Genomic DNA, 26,629 nt, shown 5'->3' with positions numbered 1-26,629 from the left:
GTGCCCGACACCCCCGTCTCCCCCGAGGAACTCGCCGCCGAACGCGAGCGGACCCTCGACGCGCTCGCCGGGCTGTCCGCCGACGACCCCGACGTGCCCGGCATGTGCGCGTACGTCGGCGAACTCAGCTACCGGCTGCACCACCTGGACGGCGCCGGCCCGCAGGGCGAGGACCTCGCCCTGGCCGTGGAGGCCTTCGAGCGCGCCTTCCGCAAGCCCGGGCCCGAACCCGCCTGGTCCGCCTGGCGGATCCTGTACGGACACCTGCTGGCGATCGAGTACGACGAGTCACAGGACCTCGAACTCCTGGACCGGGCACGGGAACTGCTGCGGGCAGGCGCCGACGCGCTCGCCCCCGACGACCCCACCACCGACGACCCGGACTTCGACGAGATCCGCGTCCTCGGCCGCCGCGTCCTCGCCAACTGCGCCAAGGAGCGCTACGTGCGGCGCGGCGCGGACGACGACCCGGGCGCGCTGCTCGACGAGGCGGTGCTCCGCCACGCCGACGCCCTGGACGACGCGACACCCGGAGACGAGGACGAGACCGAACTGCACATTTCCCTCGGCTTCCTGCATCTGCAGCGCGCCGAGCTGCGCTCCGACCCCGGCGCCGCCGCAGAGTCGGCACGCCACTACGCGGCGGTCCTCGACGCCGGCCCGCCGGGCGTCGACCTGCCGCACGTCCGGCACAGCCTGGGCCTGGCCCTGCTGCTGCGCGGCCGGACCACCGCCGACCGCACCCTGCTGGAGGCGGCGCGGGACGCCTTCGGCACGGCCCGCGCGGAGCTGCGCCGGGCCGGCCGGACCGGCGGGGAAGAACCCGGCTGGGCGTTCCAGTCCGAGGCCGACGCCGTCTTCGTACGCGCGCTGATCTGGACCTCGTGGCGGGACAACGGCCAGTGCGCCGCCGCCGAGGTCGAGCTGCGGGACCTGCTGGCCCGGCCGGACGCCGAGGACCGGCTGGCACCCCCCTACCTCGACCTGTTCGGCCGGCTCCTCTACGAGCGGGCCGCCGACCGCGACGACGACACCGGCCGGGACCGGGGCATCGCGCTCGTGCGGCGGGCCCTCACCCGGTGGGAGCCGGCCCGCGACGGGGACCTCACCGCGACCGCGTTCTTCCTCGCCGCGTTCCAGCAGGCCCGCTACACCGGCGATCCCGACGCGCGACGCCTCGACGACGTGCTGGTGGCGACCGGGCGGCTGCTGGAGCGGACGTCCGCGGACTCGGAGATCGGCCGGATGGCACGCGCGCTGGACGGCTGGGCCCGGTACATGCTCGCCGACCACGGGATGCTGCCGGAGGTCGACGGACAGCCGCAGGGCCTCGACCTCGACGCGCTCAGGAAGGCCACCGGCGGCCTTCTCGAAGACTTCCAGGAGGGCCGGTCCTTCGTCGACTTCGGCGAGGACGAGTTCCTGCGCGGCATCGGCCGGGACATGACGTCACGGCGCGCCCGCACCGGACATCTCGCCCGGCTGCTGGAGCAGTTCCACGCCGCCGAGCCGGGCGGCGAGGCCCGCGCCCACGCCGCCGCGATGATCCTGAGCAACCTGCCCATGATCGACCCCGAGGGCGACCTGATCGGTCCCGACATCCGGCGGGAGCTGACCGAGGCCGTGCTGCGGCGCGCCGAGACCGACCCCGGCTGGGCCGGCCGGGCGCACGCCGTCATCGGCATCGCTCGCCTCCACGAGGAGACCAGCACCGGCTCCGGTGCCGGGCTCGACGAGGTCCTCGCCCACTTCGACCGGGCCGAGGAGGCCGGCGGTCAGGACGACTACGGGCTCGCCCTCGCCCGGTTCATGGCGCGGACCCAGCGCGGCCAGACCGGCGGCGCGGCGGACGACATGGAGGAGGGCGCGGCCGTCTGGCGGCGGCTGCGGGACGACCCCGACCTGCCCGCGCACGTGCGCCGCACGCTGGACCTCCAGCAGGCGGGCTTCGACGCGCAGACCGCCGTCCGGCGCGGGGACCTGGCCGCGGCCGACCGGCACATCGCGGCCCTGGCCGAGGGGCACGCCGCGATGCCGGACGAGGACCCCTCGCGGATCGAGGCCTTCACCGCCCTGGAGAACGTGCGGGACGCCCGCGACGCCCTCGCCCGCAACCTGGGGGCCGCGCCGCTGCCCCCGCTCGTCGGCCGTCCCAGCGCGGCTCAACTCCGGCGCGAGGCCAAGCGCCTGCCCCGCGACCACCGTGCCTGGGTGCTCGGCGACAACGGCATGCGCCGGTTCATGCGGGCCGGGGAGGCGAACGACGGGCCGGGCCTGGTGGACGCCGTCGGCCTGCTCCAGGAGGCCCACGACCTGTCCGCCGACGGCAGCGACGACCGGCTGCGCTACGCCTACTGCCTCGGCGTCGCCCACTGCGCCCTGTCCACGCTCCAGTTCGACCGGCTGCACAGCCGGGAGCGGCTGGCCAAGGGCATCACGTTCCTGGAAACCGTCTTCGAGGAGGCCGGCGGGCCCGAGCACCGCCTCTACGCGGAGATCGGCCTCGCCCTGGCCCGGGCCTACCGCACCCGCGACGACCTCCACCGGCGCGACCGTCCCACCGCCCGCCGCGTCGGCCTGTCCTCGCTGCGCGGCCACACCTGGGCCGCGCTGCTCCAGACCGGCACCGACCACGCCGCCCTGGCCGTGACACAGGCCACCGGGGCGGCGCTGGAGGTCGCCGGCTGGTGCCTGAACGACGGCAGGCCCGAGGAGGCCCTCCAGGCTCTCGACGCCTGCCGCGGGCTCGTGCTGCACGCGGCCGTCGCCTCGACGACCGTGCCCGGCCTGCTGGCGGCGGCCGGCCGCACCGACCTCGCCGACGAGTGGCGTGCCTCCGGCGCCGTTGCCGCCGAGGATCCGGCCGACCCGCTCACGGCCGCGCAGACCCCGCCGAGCGTGCCCAGCTCGCTGCGCCGGCGGGTGTTCGCCGCGCTCACCGGAGACGACGCCCCGGGCGCGGCGCAGCTCCTGGACCCGCCCACGCCGGAGGAGATCGGCCGGGCCCTGCGCGCCGTGGACAAGGACGCCCTGGTCTACCTGGTCCCGGCCGGCGACGACGTCCCCGGCACCGCCCTGGTCGTCACCTCCTCCGCCCAGGTGCACGCCGTACCGCTGCCCACGCTCAGCCAGGAGGCGGCACCGCTGAGGGCGTACGCCCCGGCGTCCCAGGCATTCGCCCGCACCGACGGGGCCGCTCCCGGCCGCGACCTCGGTCCCGTGCCGGGCTACACCCCCGGTGACGGCGGGCGGCCCCAGGACGCGCAGACCCGGTTGCGGGAGCAGATCGAGCGGCTGTGCGGCTGGGCCTGGTACGCGGCGATGCGGCCGCTGCTGGAGGCGTTCCAGATGCCGGGCGGACGGCCCCCGCGCCTGGTACTGGTACCGATGGGCACGCTCGGGCTCGTCCCGTGGCACGCCGCCTGGGAGTCCGGCGGGCCGCGGGGCCGCCGCTACGCCCTCCAGGCCGCCGAGATCTCCTACGCCGCCTCGGCCCGCCTGCTGTGCCAGGTCGCGGCCCGGCCCGCCGCACCGCACACCGGCCCCGCGCTCGTCGTCGGCAACCCCACCGGCGACCTGCGCTACGCGGGCGAGGAGGCCGACGCCGTGCAGCGCGTCTTCTATCCGCAGGGCCGCTTCCTCGGCCGCCGCACCACCGCCGCCGCGGACACACCGGACGGCGCGGGCACCCCGCGGGAGGTGCTGGACTGGCTGCGCGGCCCGGCGGCGGCCGAGGACGGCGGCGTGCTGCACCTCGCCTGCCACGCCGCCGTCGCCGCCAACGCCCGCCGCAGCGCCTATCTCGCCCTGAACGGCGGCAGGCTGGCCGCGGAGGAGCTGACCGACGCGGCCGGCGGGCAGAACCGCCGGCTGTCACTGGTGCTGCTGGCCGCCTGCAGCAGCCATGTGTCGGGGCGTGGCCACAACGAGGCGTTCAGCCTCTCCACCGCGTTCCTCGTGGCCGGCGCGGACTCGGTCGTCGGCTCGCTGTGGCCGGTCCCGGACGAGGCGACCTCGGTGCTGATGTTCCTCACGCACCACTTCCTGCGCACCCACGGCGAGCCCCCGGCGAAGGCGCTGCGCCGCGCCCAGCTGTGGATGCTGAACCCCGACCGGGAGCTCCCCGACGACCTCCCCCCGGCCCTGGCGGCCCGCTCCCGCCGCATCGACCCGCACGACCTGACCGCCTGGGCCGGCTTCACCCACCTGGGCCGGTGACCGGACCGGCCTGTCCGGCCTCCCCGCCCGGTACGAGCGTGCGCAGCGGCACGGTGAGCGTCGTCCACTGTCCCGGGGCGGGCCCGAGTGCCGGGCCCAGGTCGCGGGGGGTCGGGACGGTGTGCGGATCCCACGCGGGCAGCTGGAAGGGCAGTGTGTTCAGCTCGCGTTCGGCGACGATCAGCTTGAGCCAGTCCCGGACCTGGGCGCCGGGCGTCGCCGGCCGGTCGGGCGGCAGGGCCAGCTGAACGGGCCTGCCGTCCAGGGCGTGGCCCGTGCGGCCGGGGCCGATGAAGTGCCCCGGGTACAGCAGGGAGTGGCAGGCGTAGCTGTCCGTCAGGTCGAGCAGGAGGCACCACAGGGTGCGGTCGGGGGAGCGGTTGTGCAGCCGGATCGACACCCAGGGCGCCTCCAGGCCGGCCTGACCGGGCGTGTACGGGCAGACGATCTCCCCGCCGCCGTCCGGCAGCAGCACCTCGCCCGCCGCGTTCCACGGCGCGATCTCCACCCGGACCAGGCCGTCCAGCGGTGAGGGCCGGGGGGTGAGGTCGCGGATCTCGTGCCAGCGGGTCAGGTGCTGCAGGCAGAGGGCCACCCGCGCGGCGTCGCCGCCGTCCCGGTACGGCAGCGGCGCGGTGAACGGCGTCCCGTCGCGCCGCTCCACGTGCGCCTCGTGCTCCACCACCCGCACCCGCAGTTCCAGGTTGGCCGCCTGCCCGGGCCCGTCGACCACCCGCAGCAACGGCAACGGCGCCACCGCCTCGGCCAGCTCCCGCACCGCCCCGGCGGGGCCCTCCAGCCGCACGCTGCCCGGCGCCAACGCGAGCGCCGAGACCACCACGGGGTAGACCCGGCCCCGATCGGGCACCCAGCCCACCGGATCGACGAGCGTCCGCTCCATCCGCACGTCCCGGGCCCGCAGCACGAGCCCGCCCGCGACGGTTCCAGCAGCACCGGCCCCGGCGCCGACCGACTCGGACGTGGCCTGACCGGCCCCTCCCGGCCCGGCGTCGATGGGCCAGGTTCCGTTCGGCGCAGCAGCGGTGGGTCCGCTCCCGCCCGGTCCGGCCAGGCCCGCCCCGGCGCCGACCGGCTCGGTCGCGGCCTGCGTGGTTCCGTGGGGCCCGGCAGCGGTGAGCCCGACCCCGCCCGGCCCGGCCAGGGGCGTCCCAGCCCCGGGGCCCACGGGCCCCGCAGGGTTCGGTACGGCTCCGGTGGGCGTGCCTGGAGCCGGTCCGGCTCCGCCCGCCTCCGTGTCCGCCACCGTGAACTCCGCCCCGTCGGTCACCTCCCGGAGCCCGTGGACCGTGCCGCAGTCGACCTCCCAGCCGTCCGGGCCGTAGCGCAGCAGGTGGGGGCCCGCCGGTGCCGAGCGGTGGTGCTGCACGCCGAGGAACGGCTGGTCCGCCGGGCCGCCCGGCGCGTCCGGCAGGAGTACCGGATGCTGCTCGCGCCCGGCACGCGCGACCCGCCCGGCCGCGGCCGCCAGCAGCTGCCGGCAAGTGGCGTCCGGCCCCGCGGCACGCGCCGCGCCGACCAGGGCGTGCGTGAACACACCGTGCTGCCGCCCGTCGAACCAGTCCTCGTACGACGGCTGGTTCAGCCGGCTCGCCGCCATCAGCAGATGCCCGCCGGGCGCCTCCACCACCGCCTCCCGCGCCGCCGCACCGTCCGCCGGGACCCTCCAGGCGGGGCTCGGCGTGGCGTACCGCACCCCCTCCGGCCACCGGGTCCCTCCGCCCGAATGGCAGCAGTCCAGCACCGCCGTGACCTGGGCACCGCCCGCCGCGACCGTGTTCAGCAGCGCACCGAGCCGCTTGTCGAGCAGCGGGCCGTCCACGCACAGCACCGCCTGGTTCATGCCGGTCGCCTCGACGAGCAGGTCCGCCCCCGTGGCGGGCAGCTGCGTGCCGTGCCCGGAGAACCACAGCAGCGCCGTGTCCCCGGGCCCCGCCTTGCCCAACTCCCGTACGACCGCGTCCTCCACCGCGGCCACCGTCGCCGCGCCGTCCAGCAGCACGGTGACGACCGCCCGTTCGCCGGCGAGGTCCGCGACCAGCCGGCGCGCCTCGGCGATGTCGTTGCCGCAGCCCGACAGGGCCGGCGCCACGTCGGCCGGATAACCGTCCACTCCCACCAGGAGCGCATGGATCTTCCCCATGCCGGAGAGTCTGTCAGTGCCCGCGACACCACGCCGCGCGAACGCGATGACCAAACCGGGTCCATTCCGGGCGTGTTCGGGTCACCGACAGGTCGTTTGGTGATTGGAGTCGCGCTCTTGACGGAACGTCATTACGCTTCACTTCCCGTGCATCACGCAACCGGTCCTCCGGTGCGCGCCACCCATGACTCTCGGGGGACACCATGGGGTACGCAGAACACCCACGCCGCATCGTCCGGCCCGGACAGCAGGGGCCACAGGGACAGTCCGCCCGGCCCCTGTCGTCACCGGGCGCCGGCCGCCGCCTGGTCGGCGACCTCGGTACGCCCCGGCGCCAGGCCGGCGGCGCCCCGGGCCCGGACGTGACCCGCCGCGAGCTGTACCGGGCGCGCCCGCAGGCACTGCGCGACGCCCTCCACCGGCTGGACGCGGGACTGGACGACCAGGCCTGCCGCTCCCTCGCCGAGTGGATCCGCGAGGAGTACACGACCACGTACGGCGCGGTCCCGCTCGGCTTCGTCGCCCGCTGCTACCTCGGCCCGCCCTACGTGGACCACATGCTCAACCTCTTCGGCGTCATCGTGCGGCACTTCGCCCCCGCCGAGCCCATGCCCGACCCGTACTCCTCGGCCCGGATGCTGGCCCGCTCCGGCGGCTACGCGTACATCGAGGTGTACAGCGACGGACTGATCCTGCCGGTCCTCGAGGACGGCACGGTCGTACGGCCCTGACACAGCCCCGCCCCGAGAAGAACGCCGGCACCCGAAGCCCCCGCACGTGAACGGAGTTCGCGCATGTCCGAGGTCGACTACGCACTGCACCGCAAGGTGCAGGAGGTCAGCAACCTCGTCGTCAGACTCACCGAACAGGTCGGCTCGGTGTCCGGCCAGGTCTCCACGGTCGAGGCCAACCAGCAGCAGACCCGCACCGAACTCCAGGAGCTGCGGGACGAGTTCCTCGCCTTCGTGCGGCAGGCCGAGACCACGGCCAACGTGCAGCGCGCCGAGACCCGCATCGGTGTCATCGAGGACAAGATCGACCACGAGTTCGGTCACCACAAGACGGTCCGCCGCACCGCCGTCGGCATGCTCCAGGCCTTCGACGTGGGCCTCGTCTCCGAGGACAACGTCCGGATGGTCAGCGACCAGCTGATGATCCAGACGCCCCGCTACTGGCTGGCGCCCGCCCTCGTCGCCCTCGCCTCCTGGTCGGCCGACGACCGGGGCCTGTGCGAGCGCGCCGTCGACGAGGCGTTCCGCCGCTCACCCGACCGCACCGCACTGTTCTTCGCCCTCGTCCTGCGCCGCCAGGGACGCCGCGAGGGCGCCGTGCGCTGGCTGCGGCACTACCTGCTGGCCCAGGACCCGGCCTCGCTCGGCCGCGAGTTCGCCGTCATCCTGGAGGCCATCGCCCAGGGCGCCTTCGGCGTCGTGGGCCGCGACCTGCTGGACCGCACCCTCGCCGAATGGCGCTCCCAGCTCGCGGACAGCGCCGACGCGCAGACCAAGCAGATCACCCGCTGGCGCGAGGAGATCGCCGCCCTGCGCGGCGCCTCCAGCCAACAGGAGTTCCCGCGGCTCGCGGCCGTCTCCCCGCAGTGGGGCCAGCTCGACGGCGTGCTCTCCGGCGCCCGCGGCCAGCAGCTCCTGCTCGACAAGTACCGGGCCATCCTCGACCGGGAGTTCGCACCCTCGGAACGCATCGAGGACGCCGTCGACGACATCCTCGACCGGCTGGTCTCCGAGTACGACAACGAGGAGCTGCCGCTGCGCCGCGACCTCGCCTTCAACCAGGCGGTCGTCGACCACGACGGCGACCTCGACTCCGCGCGCCGGGTCGCCGACGCCGACGCCGCCTCGTACGAGGAGACCCTCGACTACCTGACCGTGCAGACCACGGCCGCCCTCAACCCGGAGGCCATCGGCACCTCACCGGCCACGCAGCGCCTGGCCGTCGCCGCCTGCCACGAATGGTTCCAGCAGGCCCACGCCGGACACACCCGCGACTACCGCGCGGCCATGCCGCAGGACGTCCAGGCGCACTTCGACACCGCGTACACCGTCGCCGCCCAGTCCTTCCGGCTGCCGCCCTGGACCGGCTCGTTCACCCAGCCCCTGGCCACCCTGGAGAAGTCCCTCGCCGACCACTGGGACCGGCACATGACCCCGTTCGTCGAAGCGCTCGGCTACCCGTGGCTGAAGAAGGCCGCGCCGCTGGTCGCGGTCGTGATCGGCATCCTGCTGATCGTCACCCAGGCGAGCGTCGGCTTCGCGCTCGGCGCCGCCGCGGTCGTCGGCGTCGTATGGGGCCTCGTCCTGAACAACGGCGCCCAGGCCGCCCGGCGCAACCAGGACACCGCCCGCCAGGCCCTGGAACAGGCCAAGACCGAGTCCCTGCACGCCCTGCGCGGCGCCTCCGCCGAACTCACCGACTGGTACGAGAAGTTCCGCGCCGCCGACCAGGTGGAGGCGAAGGTCCGCGAACTGATCGCGTCCCTGCGGACCGAGAGCGGACCGGCCTCGCCGTTCGAGGGCCGCACCGTACGCCAGGAGGACGACAACCGATGACCACCCCCAGCACCCCGCCGGCCGGTTCCCCCACCCCGCCCCACCCCCGCACACCCCCGGGCGCGTCCCCGTGGGCCGGCTCCGCCGACGCCGGACGGACCCAGTCCTCCCCGTGGGGCGCCGTCCGCCGGCCGCAGCAGGAGCGCGTCACCAGCAGGCTGCGCAAGCTCGTCGAGGGCCTGCCCGACTGGGAACCGCTGCCGCCCGGCGAGACCCTCGTACGCCGCCCCGGGAGCACCGCCCCGTGAGCGGACTGTGGGGCCACGGCGGCGCCTACCAGGCCTGGGCCGACTTCCTGCGCCGCTGGGCGGCGCGCGAGCCCGTCGACCCGGCCGCCCTGCCCGCCCTCACCGACGAGCAGTACGACGCCGCCACCTGGGTACGCCTCGGCGCCCACCTCACCAGCGCCTTCAACACCCGCCTCGGCTCCTGGGCCGACGCGCTGGTACGGGCCCTGGACCAGGCCCGCGACGAGTTCAGCTACGGCCGCGAACTCACCCAGGCCCGCGCCGGACTGCGCGAGGTCCGCGCCCTGGCCGCCCACCCCGGGCTGCCCGAGTCCCTGCGCACCGAACTGCTCCGCCTCGTCGACCAGCAGATCCCCCACGTGCAGGAACAGCTGGAGCACCAGCTGGCCGAGGAGGAACGCCGCGGCGCCGACCGGCGCCTGCTGGAACGCCGCCGCCGCACCCTGCGGGACAACGCCCTCACCGGCGTCCTCGCCGCGCCCCCGCCGGCCACGCCGACCGTGCCCGACCCCTGGGCGGCCGACGTCCCCGGCAGCCCGCCCCGGCGCCGGATCGTCCCCGGCTGACCCCCCAGGGGCCGCCCGCACAGACCCGCCCCGCACCGGCACGCGCACCCCGCCCACCCTCGCCCCGAAGGCCGCACCCGTATGTCGAACTACGCCGAGAGCCTCACCCACCTCGACAGCTACATCTCCGCCCGCGTCCCGGTCATCGCCATGCGGACCATCGAACAGCAGCGCGCCCTGAGGCTGCTGCGGGAGGCGGCCACCCAGTCCCGGCGCAGCAACATGCCGTTCTGGATCTACACCCGCGCCACCGGCCTGCGCGACCTGCGGACCAACGCCTCCGTGCAGGACGACCGCTCGCTCACCGGCGCCATGGACTTCGCCGCCACCCAGTTCGGCAGCCGCGCCAACGCCACCGTCGTCTTCGTCGACCCCGACGAGCTCGAGTCGGACACCCCCGTCACCCGGCACTTCGCCGAACTGGCCCGGCTCGCCGACAGCAACATGGGCAGCATCGTGATCATCACGGACACGCCCGTCTGGAGCGGCCTCCAGCGGCTCGGCATGAGCCTCAGGCTCGACCTGCCGGACTCCGAGGAGATGTACGCCATCCTCAGCGGCTTCCTCGGCGACCACCACGGGCACATCCCGATCGAGTGGACCGAGGAGGACGCCCGCCGCGCCGCCGAGTTCCTCAGCGGCGTCACCGAGGCCGAGTGCATCAACCTGATGGCGACCATCGCCGCCAAGGGCGCCATCCTCAAGGAGGACGTCCTCGGCCTCGCCCAGGCCAAGGACCGCATCTTCAGCGACCTGACCGGCCTCGAACGCGTCCAGCTCCGCGACAGCGACTACGCCGTCGGCGGCCTCGTCGGCCTGCGCACCTGGCTGCGCCGCAAGAACGACATGATCTCCCGCGACCTGCGGCAGACCGCGCTGCGCCCGCCCCGCGGCGTCCTGCTGGTCGGCGTCCCCGGCTGCGGCAAGTCCCTGTCCGCCAAGGCCATCGCCCACGAATGGCGGCTGCCGCTGTACCGGCTCGACATGGCCAGCATCCACGGCAAGTACCTCGGCGAGTCCGAGGGCCGCTTCCGCGAGGCGCTCGCCATGGCCGACCGGGTGGCCCCCTGCATCCTGTGGATCGACGAGATCGAGAAGGGCCTCGCCGGCCGCGACGACATGTCCGGTGTGCCGCAGCGCATCATCGGCCAGTTCCTGTACTGGCTCCAGGAGTCCCAGTCCCGCGCCTTCGTCGTCGCCACCGCCAACGACATCCGCAGCCTGCCGCCCGAACTGCTGCGCAAGGGCCGCTTCGACGAGCTGTTCTTCGTCGACCTGCCCGACGCCGAGGACCGCCGGGAGATCCTCGGCATCTACTACCGCCGCTACCTGGAGACCGAGCCGGAGCCCGATCTGATCAACCGGCTCGTCGACCTCTCGGAGGGCTTCGCGGGCTCCGACATCGAGGCCGCGCTGCACGACGTCGGCGAGGAGGCCCTGATCCGTGGCGGTGTCGCGGCGCTCAAGGACTCCTTCGTCCTCGACACGTTCGCCGACGTACGGCCGCTGAGCGTGAGCAACCCCGAGCAGATCGAGGAGATCCGCGCCTGGGGCCGCGAACGCGCGGTACCGGCCGGCCGCGGCGCGGTGACGCCGGTCCCGGGCGACGGGGCGCGGACGCGGCGGATCGTCTTCATGGACGAATGACGGGCGCGGCGGGGGCCGACGCACAACTGTGACGTGCGTGAACGCGGGTGACCCGCGGTCCGGCTGTTCCCGGCACAGGAAAGTCGTCCATACTTCCGCCGTGGAGCAGCGCATAGGTTCGAGCAGCAAGCCCCTGGAAGGCGCCGGTTTCGACCCGGCCTTCATCCCCGGGCTCACCTCGCCCGTGTCCGGCGAGCCGGAGGACGCGAAGCCGGAGGAGGTGGAGGAGGAGAAGCCACCGGCGGCCGCGGAGCCCACCGCCGACACGGCCACCGTCGAGGATTCCGGCCCCGACGACGACGCGGAACCCGGCACCGAGGAGGTCCCCGACGGCCCGGTCTTCGAGGCGTCCGACCGCCGCGCCCGCATCGTCGCCGACCACAAGGGCGTACGCCTGGCTCTCGACGACCAGGAGTGCGAGTTCCGCTGGGACGAGATCGGCGCGGTGGAGACGGAGACGGGGCGCTTCGGCAGGCGGTTCACCATCACGGTGCACACCCCGGACCGCCGTTGGTACCCGATCGAGATCGAGGCCACGTCCCGCAGCCGCTTCAAGGACTGGGAGGCGGCACTCGACGAGGTCCTCGACGCGTACTTCGAGGACGGCGCCCCCGAGCCCTCCGAGGAACCCGAGCGAGCCACCGCCGAGTAGGCACATCACGTGAAGATCCCCGCACGCCCTCTTGCCCCACGGGCCGCTTTCCGCTTCCTTGACTCGCATGGCGGACACCACGGGCAACACCAGGGACACCGGTGCACCACTCGGAGCCGGGGCCGACTCGGCCCCCCGTAAGTCCAGTTGGCGCCACATCGGGCCCGGCATCGTCGTCGCCGCGACCGGTGTGGGGGCCGGCGACCTCGTGGCCACCCTGATCGCGGGCAGCAACTTCGGCTACACGCTGCTGTGGGCCGCGATCGTCGGCTGTCTGGTGAAGATCTCCCTCGCGGAGGCGTGCGGCCGGTGGCACCTGGCCACCGGCCGCACGCTCTTCGACGGCTGGGCGAGCCTCGGCCGCTGGACCATGTGGTTCTTCGCCGTCTACGCCGTGATCTGGGGCTTCGTCTACGGCGCGGCGGCGATGTCGTCCAGTGCCCTGCCGCTGCAGGCCCTGTTCCCGGACGTGATGGACCTCAAGTGGTGGGGCGTGGCCTGCGGCCTGGTCGGCCTGGTCTTCGTCTGGTTCAACAAGTACGCCGTCTTCGAGAAGGTCATGACGGTCCTGGTGGGCGTCATGTTCGTGGTGACGGTCTACCTGGCCATCAGGGTCACACCCCACCTGGGCGACGCCTTCGCCGGCCTCCTGCCGGTCCTCCCGGACGAGAAGGACTCCGTCCTCAACACGCTCGGCCTGATCGGCGGGGTCGGCGGCACGATCACGTTGGCCGCCTACGGCTACTGGGTCAACGCCAAGGGCTGGACCGACACCGGCTGGATGAAGGTCATGCGCCTCGACAACCGCGTCGCCTACGCCACCACCGGCATCTTCGTCGTCGCGATGCTGTTCGTCGGCGCCGAGCTGCTGCACTCGGCGAACATCGCCATCGCGAGCGGCGACAAGGGCTTGATCCAGCTCGGCGACGTCCTGGAGGCCCAGTACGGCACCGCGACCGGCAAGCTCTTCCTGATCGGCTTCTTCGCCACCTCCTTCACCTCGCTGATCGGCGTCTGGCACGGCGTGAGCCTGATGTTCGCCGACTTCCTGGCCCGGCAGCGGGGCGAGCGGGAGGCGCGCGGCGACGAGCTGGCGTCGGGCAGCCGGGAGCGCTCCTGGGCCTTCCGCGCCTACCTGCTCTGGCTCACCTTCCCGCCCATCGTCCTGCTCTTCCAGGGCCAGCCCTTCCGCCTGATCATCATCTACGGCGTCCTGGGCGCCGCCTTCATGCCCTTCCTCGCCCTCACCCTGATCTGGCTCCTCAACTCCGCCCGCACACCGCGCGAATGGCGCAACGGCGCGCTGAGCAACGGCATGCTCGCCGTCGCCGGCCTGCTGTTCCTGGTGCTGTGCGTGAAGCAGGTCTGGGACCAGCCGTGGTCGGAGTTCTTCTGAGCCCGCCCGAGTGGCTCAGCGCAACCGGTCCCACTCGGGGCTGAGCGCGATCTTCTCCAGCTGCTCCATGGTCAGCGCGGGGGCGTCACGGGTGGCGTCCTCGTGCTGGGCTCCGGTGTTGAAGGCGCTGACCACGACGCGGAGGCCGCCGGGCCGCATGGCGTCGGCCGTCCACATCACCACCCCGGAGCCGCCCTTCTCGCCGGGCCCCTGCGAGGTGGCGAGCAGGGTGCCGTCGGGGCGGGTCTCGGCGTTGCCGTAGAGCTGGTCGGCGACGTCGCGCATGTCGGGCTGCACGTTGATCTGGACGAGGCTGCTGCCCTCGCCGTCGTCGAGGACGAGGTAGGCGTATCCCGTCTCCTGCTCGCCCCGCGAGACGACGTCGACGCCGTCGGGCAGCAGCGACACCAGCGTCTTGCCGATCGCCGTGCCGGACGCCTCGGGCATCCGGCTCGGTGCCGCGGACTCCGACGCCTTGGCCTTGGCGCCCGCCTTCGGGTCCTCGGGGATGGCGTCCACGACCCGGCGCCACACGTCGGCGGTGACGACCTTCTGCAACTCGGCGGGCGACAGCGGCGGCTGCGGCCGTGTGATCGCGGCGTCCTTCTCGGCCGGAGCGTTCCACTCGCTCACGGACACGTGCTGTCCCCGGGGCGTGACCAGCTCCGCCGACCACCACTTGGTGTCCACGCGCCGGTCGGGGTACTCGTAGCCCTGGTAGATCATGAGCACCGAGCCGTCGGCGAGCCGGCTGGTGGTGCAGTCGTCGTACGCGACGATCGTCCTGTCCGGGCAGGTCGTCCGCTCGCGGACGTCCCGGCTGCCCGGTTCCACCCGGTCGAGGCTGATGCCGACGGCCGCGGCGCCCTCGCCGTCGTCGAACACGACGTGGGCGTACGGGGGCAGCCCCGGGCCGGGTCCCTGGGCCTGCTCCTCGCTGACCTGGCCCTCGGGCAGCAGCTCCTTGAGGGCCTGGAGGAGGTCGTCGCCGGAGAAGGAGGCGGTGGGTGCGGGGCTCGCGGTGGTGGCGCTCGGCGGCGCCGCGACCGACGCCTGCCGCGGTTCGGCGGCGTCACCGCCGCCCGGCAGCAGCAGTGCCCCGCCGACGCCGACCAGGGCGATCCCGGCCGCCCCGCCGAGCACACCGGCCCGCCGCCGCAGCCGGGCCCGGCGCCCGCGGGTCTGCCCACCGGCGGCCAGCGCGGTCCGGTCGGCGTCGAAGCTGTCGCCGGTGTCGCGCAGTGCGGCGCTGAGCCGGTCCTCGAAGGGATCCCGGTGCTGGTTCTCGGGCATGGCGAACCACCCTTTCGACAAGGTGAGAGGAGAGAGGTGAGGGAGGCGGTGGCCGTCAGGGTCTGGCGTACTCGGCGAGATTTTTGCCCAGCAGCTCCCGCAGCCGGCCGAGCGCCCGCGAGCACCGCGTCCGCACGGCCGCCGAGCTGACGTTGAGCACATCGGCGGTCTGGTCGACGGACCGGTCCTCCCAGTACCGCAGGACGATGACGGCCCGGTCCTTGGCGGGCAGCCGGGCGAGCGCGGCCAGCAGGGTCAGCCGCAGCGGAGCGTCCCCGTCCGCGGCGCCCGGCAGGTCGGGGAACACATCCGTCGCCCGCTCGCCGCTGCTGCGCCGCCGCTGGTGGGCGAGGAACGCCCGGGTGAGCACGGTCTGCGCGTAGGCGGCCGGGTTCTCGGCCCGGGAGACGCGGCCCCAGCGGACGTACAGCCGCCCGAGGGTGTCCTGCACGAGATCCTCGGCCAGATGCGTGTCCCCGGCGGTGAGCAGACACGCGGACCGGTACAGATGCCCGGCCCGCGCCCCCGCGAACTCGGCGTAGTCGTCCGCCCGCCCCTGCCCCATACGACGCGTCCCCCTGCGCTCGCCCGGTACTGCCTACACCTCATTGATGCGGTGGGGCCCGGGAAATGTTTCATACGACTTCACGGGCATGCGCGTGCACTGCCGAACGGCGCAAGCCCCTGCCCACGTCACCGTGGGCAGGGGCTTGCGGGGAGCCGGACGGGTCACGGCAGGGCGTGGACGTGCGCTCCCACCGCGTTCGACCAGGCGTTGCCCGCCGTCGCGTCCCAGTTCGTGGACCAGGTCATGGCGCCCCGCAGGGACGGGTACGTCTTCGACGGCTTGAAGGTGCCGCAGTTCGTGCCCTTGGTCAGGCAGTCGAGGGCGTTGTTCACGACGCTCGGCGACACGTAGCCGCCGCCGGCGGCGCGGGTGGCGGCCGGCAGGCCCAGGCCGACCTGGGACGGGTCGAGGCCGCCCTCCAGCTGGATGCAGGCCAGGGCGGTGAGGAAGTCGACGGTGCCCTGGGAGTACACCTTGCCGTCGCAGCCCAGCATGGAACCGCTGTTGTAGTACTGCATGTTGACGACGGTGAGGATGTCCTTCACGTTCAGCGCGGTCTTGAAGTACCCACCGGACGTCGACTGCATGTCGATGGTCTGCGGCGCCATGGTGAGGACCATGCCCGGGCCGGCCTTCGCCGACAGCGCGCGCAGGGCCTGCGTCATGTAGGTCGGGTTGAGCCCGTTCTCCAGGTCGATGTCGACGCCGTCGAAGCCGTACGTCTGCATGAGGGAATGGACGGAGTTGGCGAAGTTGGTCGCGGAGGCGGAGTCGTTCACCGTGACGGTGCCCTTCTCGCCGCCGATGGAGATGATGACCTTCTTCCCGGCCGCCTGCTTGGCGCGGATGTCGGCCTTGAACTGGTCGACGGTGTAGCCGTTCAGCCCGGCCGTGTCGAGGTTGAAGGTGACGGCGCCCGGCGTCGTCGTCGCGTCCGCGAAGGACACGGCGATGATGTCGTACTGCGGGGAGACGTCCGAGATCTTCTGGACGGCGGCGCCGTTGTTGAAGTTCTGCCAGTACCCGGTGACGGCGTGCTTGGGCACGTCGCCGCCGCCACCGCCGCCGGACTCCGCCGTACGGGCGGTCACGGCCGCCGACTTCGCGGACTCCCCGGCCGCGTTGGTCGCCGTGACCTGGAAGGAGTACGACGTCGAGGCCGCGAGGCCGGTCACGGTGGCCGAGGTGCCGGTCACGGCCGTCACCTTCGTACCGTCGCGGTAGACGCTGTAGCCGGTGGCACCGGAGACCGCGTTCCAGGCCAGTGACGCGGAGGAGGAGGTCGTCCCGGAGACGCTCAGCCCGGCCGGCGCGGCGGGAACGGTCGGGCCGGGCTCCTGGCTGCCGCCGCCCCCGTCCGGGCCGTACACGGACACGTCGTCGACGTAGTACGCCGACTGCCCGTACCAGCCGTGCGTGTACACGGACACGGAGGTGGTCGAGGCGCCGGTCCTGAAGCTCGTCGACAGCTGCTTCCAGGAGGCCGAGTCGGGGGTCCAGGTCGACACGTCGGTCGTCCCCGTACCGGTCACGCCCAGGTAGGAGTACCCGCCCTGGACCCACGCGCTGAGCGTGTACGTGGAGTTGGGCTGCACCTTGACCGTCTGCGCGCACCGGGCGTTGTCCTGCCCGCCGGGCGTCGCCTTGAGCGCGGCGCTGCCGGAGTGCGCGGGGGAGGCGACGGTCGTCCCGCTGTTCGCGGAGCAGGTCCAGTTGCTCAGGCCGGCCTCGAAACCGGCGTTCTTCGCGTTGTTGACGTCCGCGGCGGACGCCTGGCCGACGGCACTGACGGTGAGCGCCAGAGCGGCGGCCACGGCACCGGCCGCGGACCCGACCCGTATCCGTCGTTGTCCGCGCCGTCTGAGTACGGGCTCCACTGGGGCCTCCGGTGGGGGAGTGGGGAGGAAGGGGGAGGGACTCACGAACTGCCGACGGTGGCCACCGCGTTGACCTACAAGGTGGTCCAGACCAATTGAGGGTGTCAAGGGGTAGGTACGGACCAAGTCGACGCCGGCCTACGGAAGATGACCGGAGATCGCCCCTCCTTGCCCGGTCGCGACGTGTTCGCGTTGCAGTCAGCAAAGTGACAATGTGATGATCCCGGGCATGGCTGATCACGGGGGAGCCGACGGGACGACCAGCAGCGGACAGCGGTCGCGCCTGGCCGAGTACGCGGAAGCGGCACGGAGCGCCGTGCCGCCGATCACGGAGACAGTGAGCGCGACGGTGCCGGACGACGTACCGCCTGTTGAGGACTCGTCGGGAGACAGCGCGGGCGTAGCCGCGGCACGCCGGGAGTTCGCAGCCCTGGTGGGGGAGTTCCGGCGGACGGCCGTCCTCGTCCCGCTCGACGAGGACGACGTACCGCTGACGGGAGACCACGGCGGTGTGCGGTGGATCTACGCCTTCACCGACGAGGCGGCCCTCGCGCGATTCGCGATGGCGAGGGGGCAACAGACGCGCGAGTGGGCCTATCGGCGGGTCCTTGGAGCGCGGCTGCTGGACGTCGGCGTCCCCGCGGCCGGGGTCCCCTGCGGGGTGGCCGTGGACGTCGGGAGTGACGACGCAGTGCTGCTGCCTCCGGTGTCGGGGGTCGTGCCGGAGGCCATGGCTGTGGACGCCGACGGGAACGGGGACGGGGAGGAACCGCGATGAGCGGCGCTGACGGCAAGGACCTGCAGGCCGAGGGCCTGAACCTGATCACCCAGGGCATCACCCTCACCCTGGAGGAGCTTCGCGAGCTCGGCATGGTGGGGCAGGCCGGAGCGGGCCGGGGCTTCTCCGACATCTCCCTCTCGGGCCTGGAGGTCGGACACGAGGGCCTGACGTCCGCGTTCACGTCCTTCTGTGAGCGCTGGGAGTGGGGCGTGCGCGCTCTGGTGGTCGAGGGCAACAACTTCGCGGCCGGCGTGGGGCTCGCGGCGGGGACGCTGTACGAGACCGACCAGTACGTGGAGGGCACGCTGAAGGTCGCGACGAACTCCCTCGTGGGCAATCCGTACGCGACCGAGGAGGAGATCACCGGCAAGAGCTGGTCCCAACTGGGCAGCGACACCGTCGACGCCTACCTCAACCCCGACTACAGCAAGGAGTCGTTCGACCAGGCCTGGGCGAACAGCAAACAGGGGTGGATGGACGCCGGCCGGGACGTCATGACCTCGAACACGATGATGCCGCCGGGGTTGAGCCCCGAAGACCTGCGCCACCGGGCCGGCATCAGTGACGAACAGTACGAGCAGGCGTTGGACGAGACCTTCGGGCCGTCACCGGAGGAGCGCGCCCAGGCGGCCCAGCAACCGCAGCCGGAGCAGCCCCGGCAGCACTGGCAGGCCCGTCAGGACGGGAGCGCCGGCTGATGGGAGTGGGAGATCTCGTCAACTCCGGCCTCGGAGCACTGGAAGACGGCTTCGACGCCGGCAAGAAGATCGTCGGCCAGGGCATCGACAAGGGCTCCGACCTGCTCGGTGCCGGTCTGGAGAAGGTCGGTGCCGAGGGCTGGGCGGACAAGGTCGAGGACCTCGGTGACGAATGGGCCTCCGACCTCGGCGCCACCCCGGGCGAGCAGCAACTCGGACAGACCGACCAGGCCAACGAACTGATCCACGGAAACCCGGAGACGATCCGGTCCAGCGCGAAGCACCTCAAGGACTTCCACAAGGGCTTCGACAAGGTCGGCGACGGGATGCGCAAGCTCGACTCCTCGCAGTGGAAGGGCGAGGCGGCGGAGGCTTTCCGTAAGAAGTTCGCGATGCACCCCACGAAGTGGCTGCACGCGGCGGACGCCTGCGACAAGGCCGCCAAGGCCCTGGAGTCCTACGCCGACACGGTCAAGTGGGCGCAGGGGCAGGCGAAGGAGGCCGTCGAGCTGTACGAGAAGGGGCAGAAGGCCTCCAAGGAGGCGGTGGAGGCGTACAACAAGCGCGTCGACGCCTACAACTCCGCCGTCAAGGCGAACGAGGACCCGGGCCCGCGCCCGGAGCCCTTCAAGGACCCTGGCGCCGCCGACGTCAAACGCGCCCACGAGATCCTGTCCGAGGCTCGCCGGCAGCGCAACGACGCGGGCGGCACCGCCGCGGACTCGGTCCGCGCCGCCCTGGCGCACGCCCCGGCCGAACCGCCGCCACTGGACCGGCTCATGGCGAACACCGTCGACGGAGCCCAGTCGGCCGCCACGGAACTCACCCACGTCGTCGGCGGCGTGGTCAAGGGTGGAGCCGGCCTGGTCAACTTCGTCCGCGGACTGAACCCGCTCGACCTGTACAACATCACCCACCCGGCCCAGTACCTGCAGAACGTCAGCATGACGCTCTCCGGTCTGGTCTCCACCGTCGCCCAGCCGGAACGGACGCTGAAGACGGCGTGGGAGGGCTTCAAGCAGGACCCTTCCGAGGGCATCGGACGCCTGATCCCGGAGCTGGTCGGCACCAAGGGCCTGGGCCTGGCCCGGGGCGGGTTGCGGGTGGCGGCGAAGGAGGGGGCGGAGCAAGCGGCGGCTGCCGGGGCGCGGCGGACCGCGCGCAACGCCGCCGAAGCGGACCGTTCGGCCGCCTCCGTCGCCGAGGACGCCCGGGTCAACAGGGGAACGGACCCCGTCGACCTCGCCACCGGCAAGATGTACCTCCCGCAGACCGACGTCGACCTGCCGGGCGCCCTGCCCCTCGTCCTCGGCCGACGCGTCGAGTCGGGCTACCATCTCGGCCGATGGTTCGGTCCCTCCTGGTCCTCCACGCTCGACCAGCGGCTGGAGATCGACCCGGAGGGCGTCGTCTTCGTCACCGAGGACGGCATGCTGCTGACGTACCCCCATCCGGCACCGGGCGTCCCCACCCTGCCCAGCCACGGTCCCCGCTGGCCGCTCGACCGGGAGGACGGCGGCTACACGATCACGGACCCGCGCACCCGAAGCGTCCGGCACTTCGCCGACCGCGGCGAGCACCTCGCCGTGCTGGAGCAGATCGACGACCGCAACGGCAACTGGATCACCTTCGAGTACGACGCCGACGGCACGCCGCTGACGGTCGCCTCCAGCGGTGGTCACGAGGTCCGCGTGACCACCGACGAGGGCAGAATCACGGCCCTTCACCTGGCCGCCACCGGCCAGGAGCTGAAGCGCTACGGCTACACGGACGGCAACCTCACCGAAGTCGTCAACTCGTCCGGGCGGCCACTGCGTTTCACCTACGACCCAGCGGGCCGCGTCACCTCGTGGACCGACACGAACGACCTCAGCTACACCTACGAGTACGACGACCGCGACCGCTGCGTCGCCGAGGGCGGACCGGCGGGCCACATGAGCCTGCGCCTCGCCTACGGCGACCCGGACCCGGACACCGGACTCCGTACCACCACGACGACCACGGGCGCCGGGCACACACGCCGCTTCCTGGTCAACGAGGCCAGCCAGGTGGTGGCCGAGACCGACCCGCTGGGCGCGGTCACCCGCTACGAACGCGACCGCTACAACCGCCTGCTGTCGCGGACCGACCCGCTGGGCCACACCACGTCGTTCCGCTACGACGACACCGGCAACCTGACCGGGGTCACCCGTCCCGACGGCCGGGAGACGAGGGCCGAGTACAACGACCTGCGCCTCCCGGTGAAGGTGGTGAACCCCGACGGCAGGGTCTGGCGCCAGACGTACGACGACCGAGGCAACCGGACGTCGGTCACCGACCCGGCGGGCAACACCAGCACCTTCACGTACGACGAGGCCGGTCGCCTCACCTCGGTGACCGATCCGCGCGGCAACGTCACCACGGTCCGATGCGACCGCTCGGGCCTGCCCATCTCGGTCACCGATCCGCTCGGCGCGGTCACGACCTACGAGCGCGACGAACTGGGCCGCCCGGTCGCCGTGACGGACCCCACGGGCGCGGTGACCAGGCTGGACTGGTCCGTGGAAGGTCACCTGCTGCGCCGCACGGCCCCCGACGGCACGACGGAGTCCTGGACCTACGACGGCGAGGGCAACAACACCAGCCACACCGACCCCATGGGCGGCGTGACCCGGTACGAGTACACGCACTTCGACCTGCTCACGGCCCGCACGGGCCCCGACGGCGTCCGCTACGAGTTCGACCACGACACGGAACTGCGCCTCACGAAGGTCACCAACCCGCAGGGCCTGACGTGGACCTACGCGTACGACCCGGCCGGACGCCTGGTCAGGGAAACGGACTTCGACGACCGCACCCTCGCCTACACCCACGACCCGGTGGGGAGGCTGATCTCGCGCACGGACGCGCTGGGCCAGACGATCCGCTTCGAGCACAACGACCTTGGCCAGGTGACCCGCAAGGACGCCGAGGGCCGGGTCACGACCTACGCGTACGACTTCACGGACAGCCTCGCCCAGGCCACGGGCCCGGATGGTTCGACGCTGACGATCCTGCGGGACCGCTACGGCAGGGTGCGCGAGGAGACGGTCGACGGCCGCACGCTGACGTACGCGTACGACGAACTGGGCCGTCGCACCGGCCGTACGACTCCGACCGGCGCGACGACGACGTGGTCGTACGACGAGGCGGGCCGCAGGACGGACCTGGTGGCCTCGGGCCGCCCGATCGACATCACGTACGACGCGGCGGGCCGCGAGCTGTCCCGCCGCGTCGGCGAGAATGTCGCGCTGGACCACACCTTCGACGCCCTCGGCCGCCTGACGACGCAGTCGGTCACGGGGGCGGGTGGCCGTACGGTCCAGCACCGCACGTACACCTACCGCGCCGACGGCAACCTGATCGGCATCGACGACCAGCTCACCGGGCGCCGACGCTTCGACCTGGACGCCACGGGCCGGGTCACGGCGGTCCACGCGGCCGACTGGACGGAGACGTACGCCTACGACGCGGCCGGCAACCAGGCGCACGCCGAGTGGCCGGCGTCCCACCCGGGCACCGAGGCCACCGGCGAACGCGCTTACACGGGTACGCGCATCACCCGCGCCGGCCGGGTCCGTTACGAGCACGACGCCCTGGGCCGCATCACCCTGCGCCAGAAGACTCGCGTGTCACGCAAGCCGGACACATGGCGCTATGAATGGGACGCGGAGGACCGCCTGACAGCGGTGACCACCCCGGACGGCACCCGCTGGCGCTACACCTACGACCCGCTCGGCCGCCGCACGGCGAAACTCCGCCTCGCGGAAGACGGCGAGACGGTCGTGGAGCGGGTGAACTTCACCTGGGACGGCACGACCCTGTGCGAACAGACCACGACCTCACCGGACCTTCCCCACCCGGTTGCCGTCACCTGGGACCACCAAGGCCTACGCCCCCTCGCCCAAACGGAACGCATCCTCTCCGGCGAGGCCACGCAAACGGAGATCGACACCCGCTTCTTCGCCATCGTCACCGACCTGGTCGGCACTCCGAGCGAATTGATCGACGAACAGGGCGAGATCGCCTGGCGAACCCAGAGCACCCTGTGGGGCACGACAGCCTGGGCAACGAACAGCACGACGTACACACCCCTGCGCTTCCCGGGCCAGTACTACGACCCGGAAACGGGCCTGCACTACAACTACTTTCGCCATTACGACCCCGAAACGGCCCGATACCTGACTCCAGACCCGTTCGGGCTGACACCTGCACCCAATTCCGTGTCGTATGTTCCTAACCCGCACGCATGGGCGGATCCGCTGGGACTCGCACCCTGCCGCCCTGGGGGGCCGAGCGTTGATTACATGGAGGACAGCGGCATCCCTGCGGGAGCGCCGGTCACGCATGGCCCTAGCAGCACGTTGATCGGCAACGATGCAGCAAGCATGCGGAACTTCCAGAACGTACTGAACGAAGGCCGCCACGATGTGGTTGCGCATGGTTCACGGGACGGCTTCCTCGAGTTTCCGGGCGGCAATGTCAATGGGGGGCAAATTGTCGATGCCGTTATCAATAACCCGCACTATAATGGCGGGCCGCTTCGCCTCATGGTCTGTCATTCCGGGGCTGACACCTCTGGCATAGCTCAGCAAATAGCCAACGAGCTCGGCGTGACAGTGAAGGCACCCACGGATAAGGTGGGAACGAATCCCGTTCTTGGGAGAGGGCAGGTCCCTCAGATCGCAAACGACGGGTACTGGAGAACCTTCCTGCCCATCATAGGAGGAAATTGATGAAACTCGTTGGTTTCTATCGCGAAATGTCTCAGGGAGAGTCGCCGTATGAAGAGGTCATTCCGCAGGCGAGTTCAGGGATTGGTCAATATCCGACCAGGAGTGTGGAACGGTACCTAACTTCTGGGCACCCGGTGCTTGATGTTATGGAACTGACGACGGACGTGATAGGGGGCCAGTTCCGCGTACCCGGAGGGTCGTCAGTGCTGACCGATGGATCGTATGCCTGGCGGTTGGATCTCGCGAATTATGTGAGTCATCATTCCATCGCCTTGCCTCAAGAGTTCATCCAATTTATGCATGAGCATGATTTTACGGTGCCATCTGTGGCTCGAGATGATCTGATTGCAATTTCCGCGGAAGTAAATCGCATGCTTGGCTTCCGGCCTGACTCCGGCTCGGGTGTCCGGTCCTGATGTCGGATTCGTGCTGAATGGGCATGGGGCCCACGGGTGACCCTTCGGAGTTCCTGACTACTGTTCGAGGCGTGAGCGTCTCGTGCAGGACGGCGGGCGTGCTCGTCTGCTGGGAGGATGGCGAGGAAGGCGTGCGCGAGCGTGCCCAGGGTGACCCAGCGGGACCAGGACGCGTAGTGCCGGACCCGATGCTCGTCCAGGGCGGCCAGGCCCTTTCCGGATGGGAAGAACTCCTCTGCTCGCCATCTTGATCCAGCGACTCGCACCAGCGTGGTCAGCGGCACAGGTGTGGGCGAGTAGCAGTGGTAGTAGGCGAGTTCGCCGGTGCTGCGGTGGCGGCGGATCAGCAGTTGGCGACTGCCGGGCCTTTGGTCGGCGAGGTCGACGACGGTCCAGTCGTAGAAGCGATGGCCGTTGGTTCGGGACCCGGCGGAGAGCTTCTGCCAGGCCCGTTTGGGTGCCTCCTTGGCCGGCGTGTCCGCACGGAACTTCCCCGCGCCGGTAATGACTTCGTGCGAGCAGGCCACCGCGAGGATGTAGCCGGTGCCGCGTTTCTCCAGCGCGTCTCGCAGCTTGGGGTTGCCGCCGTAGACCTTCTTCCCGTACGGCGCAGTACTGGTCAGAAGGGCCGATCTTCCGGAACAAGGGAAGGCTCGCGGAGGCGCTCAGGTGAGGAGCCGGATGCAGGGGGCGTTCTTGCTGGTGGCGAGCGGGTGGGTGCAGTGGGCGCATGTGTCGTGCACCGGTCGGACCAGGTTGGTCTGCGTGCTGAACGTTCCGGACTCCTGGGCCTGAGGGCAGTAGTACCCGAGGTGCAGGCGGACCCACGGCGTGAGCGACAGTGCGGTGGCCGCCCGGCCTCCCTTCGTGTCGTGGAACGGCGCCCACCAATAGTCGACGACGGCCCGCAGCGACGTCCGTTCCCGCTCGTTGGTGACGTCGAAGGCGGCGATCCTGGCCGGGGAAGGGTGCTCGGGGTGTTCGTCGTCGGCTGAGCACAGTGCATGCTCCTGACCGTGCTGGAAGGAGGTCGTGCGCCGGGTGCGTCGGCAGACGAAGCAGTCCAGGCTCAGCTCCAGCCCCTTCTGCCAGTGCAGGTTGTGAAAGCTCTCGTCCCGCGCGGGGACGGCCAGTTCGGCAGTGATCTCGACGCTTCGCAACACCGCGCGATCATCCCAGGCCGCCGACTGAGACACTCGGTCCGCCCCCTCGGGCCACGTTCCTAGCGCCACGGATCAAGCGCGTGCTTCCCCCGCGTCCGCCCCGCCTCCAGGAGTCGCAGCACAGCCGGCCCCTCCGCCAGCGGGTGAACCTCGGGGGTGCCCGGTGGGTACACCCCCCGCGCGATGAGGTCCGTCAGCTCGGTCAGCAGTGACCCGTACAGGGACGGCGCCGCGGTCGCGAGCGCGCCGATGTGCAGGCCCTTGAGCTGGACCTGGTGCCTGAACACCAGGTCGTGGGTGTTGATGTCGGCCTCGCCGGACGCGGCGCCGAACACCACCACGCGGCCGGTGAAGGGCTTGGTGACCGACAGGCTGACGCCCATCGTGGCGCGGCCCACCGACTCCAGGACCAGGTCGACACCGCCGGTCAGGCGGGTGATCTCCGCGGCCAGATCGGGTCGTGCGCTGTCCAGGACCGCGTCCGCGCCGAGCGCCGTGACGGTGTCGTGCTTGCCCGGCGACGCGGTGGCGATCACGCGCGCCCCGTAGTGGTGGGCCAGGCGGACGGCGGCCTGCCCCACTCCGCCGGCCGCGGCATGGACGAGGACCACCTCACCGGCCGAGATCTCCCCCAGCGGCTTCAGTGCCGCCAGTGCCGTGGCCCAGTTCAGCACCAGGCCCAGAGCCTCGGCGTCGCTCCAGCCGGAGGGGACAAGGAGCACGCCCGCGGCCGGCATCGTCATGTACTGCGCGAACGCCCCCGGCCCGGTGCCGACGACGTGAGTGCCGTGGGGGATCGGGCGCTCGATGCCCGGGCCGGCGCCCACGATCTCGCCGGCGGCCTCAAAGCCCGCCACGTAGGGCGCCTGTGGGCCACCCCCGTAGGTGCCACGGCTCTGCATGACGTCCGCGAAGTTGACCCCCGCCGCACCCACGCGGATCAGGTACTCCCCGGGGCCCGGCACAGGGATCCGCCGATCGGTGGTGAGGGCCAGGTCACCCGGGCCCCGCCGCGTCCCCTGCACCAATGCCCGTACCGTCTGCTCAGCGGCCTGCCGCTGCTCCTCGATGTCCATGCACGGGAACGTAGAAGCCTCACACAGATGTCAAGGTCAAGTGGCCGCCCTCAGCGGTCGCTCTGCCGCGCCTCGCGCAGGTACGCGTCGAGAGCCGCCTGCTGCTCGCTGAGACCGGCGATGCGCGCGGCGAGCCGGTCGCGGTAGTCCTCCACCTCTCGCAGGAACTCCGCGCACACCGCACCCGCGTCGGCATCCGGCGCGGCGGCCAGGTGGGGCAGCACCTCCCGGATCAGACGCACCGGCAGCCCGGACTCCAGCAGGGAGCGGATGACGCGGACCCGGTCGACGGTGGACCGGCAGTAGTCCCGGTATCCGTTGCCGGACCGGCCGGGGACGATCAAACCCTCGTCTTCGTAGTACCGGAGCGACCTGGCGCTCACGCCACTGGCCCTGGAGGCTTCTCCGATCTTCATACCGAGACCCAACGCCCCGGCCCGACGCAGTCTTCCGGTCCCGGCAAGCCCGTTCACCCTGAGCGAGCCCGCCCCGGCCCCGGCCGGCGGCGGATTGCTCAACCTGTCCCGTTTTGCCGCCTCTTGTGCCCC

At 72.1% G+C, this 26,629-nt stretch carries 19 protein-coding genes and 1 pseudogene; 12 read left to right on the top strand and 8 right to left on the bottom strand.

What is annotated here, in order from left to right; genetic code table 11:
• Entirely contained in the window at positions 1 to 4,218 is a 4,218-nt protein-coding gene (locus IEZ05_RS05835; RefSeq protein WP_229869578.1) for a CHAT domain-containing protein, read from the top strand.
• Here the strand turns inward: IEZ05_RS05835 and IEZ05_RS36180 are convergent.
• Positions 4,199 to 6,379 carry a caspase family protein gene (locus IEZ05_RS36180; protein WP_229869577.1) on the bottom strand — a complete coding sequence of 727 codons (2,181 nt, stop codon included), beginning with the start codon at positions 6,377 to 6,379 and terminating at the stop codon, positions 4,199 to 4,201. The genes IEZ05_RS05835 and IEZ05_RS36180 overlap by 20 nt on opposite strands.
• Positions 6,380 to 6,582: 203 nt before the next feature.
• Between IEZ05_RS36180 and IEZ05_RS05825 the strand changes: the two genes are divergently transcribed.
• The 7 genes from IEZ05_RS05825 (at position 6,583) to IEZ05_RS05795 (ending at position 13,455) form a co-directional block, all read left to right on the top strand.
• Entirely contained in the window at positions 6,583 to 7,110 is a 528-nt protein-coding gene (locus tag IEZ05_RS05825; protein WP_189228916.1) for a hypothetical protein, read from the top strand.
• Positions 7,111 to 7,173: 63 nt separating this feature from the next.
• A complete protein-coding gene (locus tag IEZ05_RS05820; protein WP_189228915.1) occupies positions 7,174 to 8,946 on the top strand; it encodes a hypothetical protein in 1,773 nt (590 codons plus the stop codon).
• Positions 8,943 to 9,194: a hypothetical protein gene (locus tag IEZ05_RS05815; protein WP_189228914.1), complete on the top strand. Its 252-nt coding sequence runs from the start codon at positions 8,943 to 8,945 to the stop codon at positions 9,192 to 9,194. The genes IEZ05_RS05820 and IEZ05_RS05815 overlap by 4 nt, the downstream gene beginning before the upstream one ends.
• On the top strand, positions 9,191 to 9,760 hold the full coding sequence (locus tag IEZ05_RS05810; protein ID WP_189228913.1) for a hypothetical protein: 570 nt from the start codon (positions 9,191 to 9,193) through the stop codon (positions 9,758 to 9,760). Before IEZ05_RS05815 ends, IEZ05_RS05810 begins: the two co-directional genes overlap by 4 nt.
• A gap of 81 nt (positions 9,761 to 9,841) precedes the next feature.
• Positions 9,842 to 11,407, top strand: coding sequence for an AAA family ATPase (locus IEZ05_RS05805; RefSeq protein WP_189228912.1), 1,566 nt, complete (start codon positions 9,842 to 9,844; stop codon positions 11,405 to 11,407).
• A gap of 100 nt (positions 11,408 to 11,507) precedes the next feature.
• Entirely contained in the window at positions 11,508 to 12,059 is a 552-nt protein-coding gene (locus IEZ05_RS05800; RefSeq protein WP_189228911.1) for a hypothetical protein, read from the top strand.
• A gap of 67 nt (positions 12,060 to 12,126) precedes the next feature.
• Complete coding sequence (locus tag IEZ05_RS05795; protein ID WP_189228910.1) at positions 12,127 to 13,455, top strand: Nramp family divalent metal transporter; 1,329 nt, start codon at positions 12,127 to 12,129, stop codon at positions 13,453 to 13,455.
• A gap of 15 nt (positions 13,456 to 13,470) precedes the next feature.
• Here IEZ05_RS05795 and IEZ05_RS05790 read toward each other — a convergent pair whose 3' ends face one another.
• From IEZ05_RS05790 to IEZ05_RS05780, 3 genes are all read right to left on the bottom strand, one after another.
• A complete protein-coding gene (locus IEZ05_RS05790; protein ID WP_189228909.1) occupies positions 13,471 to 14,748 on the bottom strand; it encodes a hypothetical protein in 1,278 nt (425 codons plus the stop codon).
• A gap of 55 nt (positions 14,749 to 14,803) precedes the next feature.
• Positions 14,804 to 15,313, bottom strand: coding sequence for a SigE family RNA polymerase sigma factor (locus IEZ05_RS05785; protein WP_189228908.1), 510 nt, complete (start codon positions 15,311 to 15,313; stop codon positions 14,804 to 14,806).
• 164 nt (positions 15,314 to 15,477) lie between these two features.
• Positions 15,478 to 17,193, bottom strand: a complete 1,716-nt coding sequence (locus IEZ05_RS05780; protein WP_189228907.1) for a chitinase — start codon at positions 17,191 to 17,193, stop codon at positions 15,478 to 15,480.
• A gap of 229 nt (positions 17,194 to 17,422) precedes the next feature.
• Here IEZ05_RS05780 and IEZ05_RS05775 point away from each other — a divergent pair, with 229 nt between their 5' ends.
• Genes IEZ05_RS05775 through IEZ05_RS05760 form a run of 4 tightly spaced genes read left to right on the top strand, consistent with a single transcriptional unit; the run spans position 17,423 to position 23,842 of the window.
• Complete coding sequence (locus tag IEZ05_RS05775; protein ID WP_189228906.1) at positions 17,423 to 17,971, top strand: hypothetical protein; 549 nt, start codon at positions 17,423 to 17,425, stop codon at positions 17,969 to 17,971.
• Positions 17,968 to 18,672 carry a hypothetical protein gene (locus IEZ05_RS05770; RefSeq protein WP_189228905.1) on the top strand — a complete coding sequence of 235 codons (705 nt, stop codon included), beginning with the start codon at positions 17,968 to 17,970 and terminating at the stop codon, positions 18,670 to 18,672. The genes IEZ05_RS05775 and IEZ05_RS05770 overlap by 4 nt, the downstream gene beginning before the upstream one ends.
• Positions 18,672 to 23,426 carry a putative T7SS-secreted protein gene (locus IEZ05_RS05765; protein WP_189228904.1) on the top strand — a complete coding sequence of 1,585 codons (4,755 nt, stop codon included), beginning with the start codon at positions 18,672 to 18,674 and terminating at the stop codon, positions 23,424 to 23,426. The genes IEZ05_RS05770 and IEZ05_RS05765 overlap by 1 nt, the downstream gene beginning before the upstream one ends.
• A complete protein-coding gene (locus IEZ05_RS05760; protein WP_189228903.1) occupies positions 23,426 to 23,842 on the top strand; it encodes a hypothetical protein in 417 nt (138 codons plus the stop codon). The genes IEZ05_RS05765 and IEZ05_RS05760 overlap by 1 nt, the downstream gene beginning before the upstream one ends.
• Positions 23,843 to 23,880: 38 nt before the next feature.
• Here the strand turns inward: IEZ05_RS05760 and IEZ05_RS05755 are convergent.
• From IEZ05_RS05755 to IEZ05_RS05740, 4 genes and pseudogenes are all read right to left on the bottom strand, one after another.
• Positions 23,881 to 24,444, bottom strand: a pseudogene (locus tag IEZ05_RS05755) (IS701 family transposase); the annotation flags it as partial.
• A gap of 63 nt (positions 24,445 to 24,507) precedes the next feature.
• Complete coding sequence (locus IEZ05_RS05750; RefSeq protein ID WP_229869576.1) at positions 24,508 to 25,005, bottom strand: hypothetical protein; 498 nt, start codon at positions 25,003 to 25,005, stop codon at positions 24,508 to 24,510.
• A 59-nt stretch (positions 25,006 to 25,064) separates the two neighbouring features.
• A complete protein-coding gene (locus tag IEZ05_RS05745; protein WP_189228901.1) occupies positions 25,065 to 26,081 on the bottom strand; it encodes a zinc-binding dehydrogenase in 1,017 nt (338 codons plus the stop codon).
• A 50-nt stretch (positions 26,082 to 26,131) separates the two neighbouring features.
• Positions 26,132 to 26,497, bottom strand: a complete 366-nt coding sequence (locus IEZ05_RS05740) for a MerR family transcriptional regulator (protein WP_189228900.1) — start codon at positions 26,495 to 26,497, stop codon at positions 26,132 to 26,134.
• Positions 26,498 to 26,629: the final 132 nt, after the last annotated feature.

Origin of the sequence: Streptomyces flaveolus (genome assembly GCF_014648815.1) — a bacterium.
In the GTDB taxonomy this organism is placed as follows: domain Bacteria; phylum Actinomycetota; class Actinomycetes; order Streptomycetales; family Streptomycetaceae; genus Streptomyces; species Streptomyces flaveolus.
Note: the sequence above shows the minus strand (reverse complement) of the source record. Positions and strands in the feature narration are given on the sequence as shown.

What these genes read in the sequence shown, in the direction of transcription:
- IEZ05_RS36180 (WP_229869577.1), bottom strand. Translation starts at nt 6,379, where the DNA reads ATGGGGAAGATCCATGCGCTCCTGGTGGGAGTGGACGGTTATCCGGCC.
- IEZ05_RS05825 (WP_189228916.1), top strand. Translation starts at nt 6,583, where the DNA reads ATGGGGTACGCAGAACACCCACGCCGCATCGTCCGGCCCGGACAGCAG.
- IEZ05_RS05820 (WP_189228915.1), top strand. Translation starts at nt 7,174, where the DNA reads ATGTCCGAGGTCGACTACGCACTGCACCGCAAGGTGCAGGAGGTCAGC.
- IEZ05_RS05815 (WP_189228914.1), top strand. Translation starts at nt 8,943, where the DNA reads ATGACCACCCCCAGCACCCCGCCGGCCGGTTCCCCCACCCCGCCCCAC.
- IEZ05_RS05805 (WP_189228912.1), top strand. Translation starts at nt 9,842, where the DNA reads ATGTCGAACTACGCCGAGAGCCTCACCCACCTCGACAGCTACATCTCC.
- IEZ05_RS05795 (WP_189228910.1), top strand. Translation starts at nt 12,127, where the DNA reads ATGGCGGACACCACGGGCAACACCAGGGACACCGGTGCACCACTCGGA.
- IEZ05_RS05790 (WP_189228909.1), bottom strand. Translation starts at nt 14,748, where the DNA reads ATGCCCGAGAACCAGCACCGGGATCCCTTCGAGGACCGGCTCAGCGCC.
- IEZ05_RS05785 (WP_189228908.1), bottom strand. Translation starts at nt 15,313, where the DNA reads ATGGGGCAGGGGCGGGCGGACGACTACGCCGAGTTCGCGGGGGCGCGG.
- IEZ05_RS05775 (WP_189228906.1), top strand. Translation starts at nt 17,423, where the DNA reads ATGGCTGATCACGGGGGAGCCGACGGGACGACCAGCAGCGGACAGCGG.
- IEZ05_RS05770 (WP_189228905.1), top strand. Translation starts at nt 17,968, where the DNA reads ATGAGCGGCGCTGACGGCAAGGACCTGCAGGCCGAGGGCCTGAACCTG.
- IEZ05_RS05765 (WP_189228904.1), top strand. Translation starts at nt 18,672, where the DNA reads ATGGGAGTGGGAGATCTCGTCAACTCCGGCCTCGGAGCACTGGAAGAC.
- IEZ05_RS05760 (WP_189228903.1), top strand. Translation starts at nt 23,426, where the DNA reads ATGAAACTCGTTGGTTTCTATCGCGAAATGTCTCAGGGAGAGTCGCCG.
- IEZ05_RS05745 (WP_189228901.1), bottom strand. Translation starts at nt 26,081, where the DNA reads ATGGACATCGAGGAGCAGCGGCAGGCCGCTGAGCAGACGGTACGGGCA.
- IEZ05_RS05740 (WP_189228900.1), bottom strand. Translation starts at nt 26,497, where the DNA reads ATGAAGATCGGAGAAGCCTCCAGGGCCAGTGGCGTGAGCGCCAGGTCG.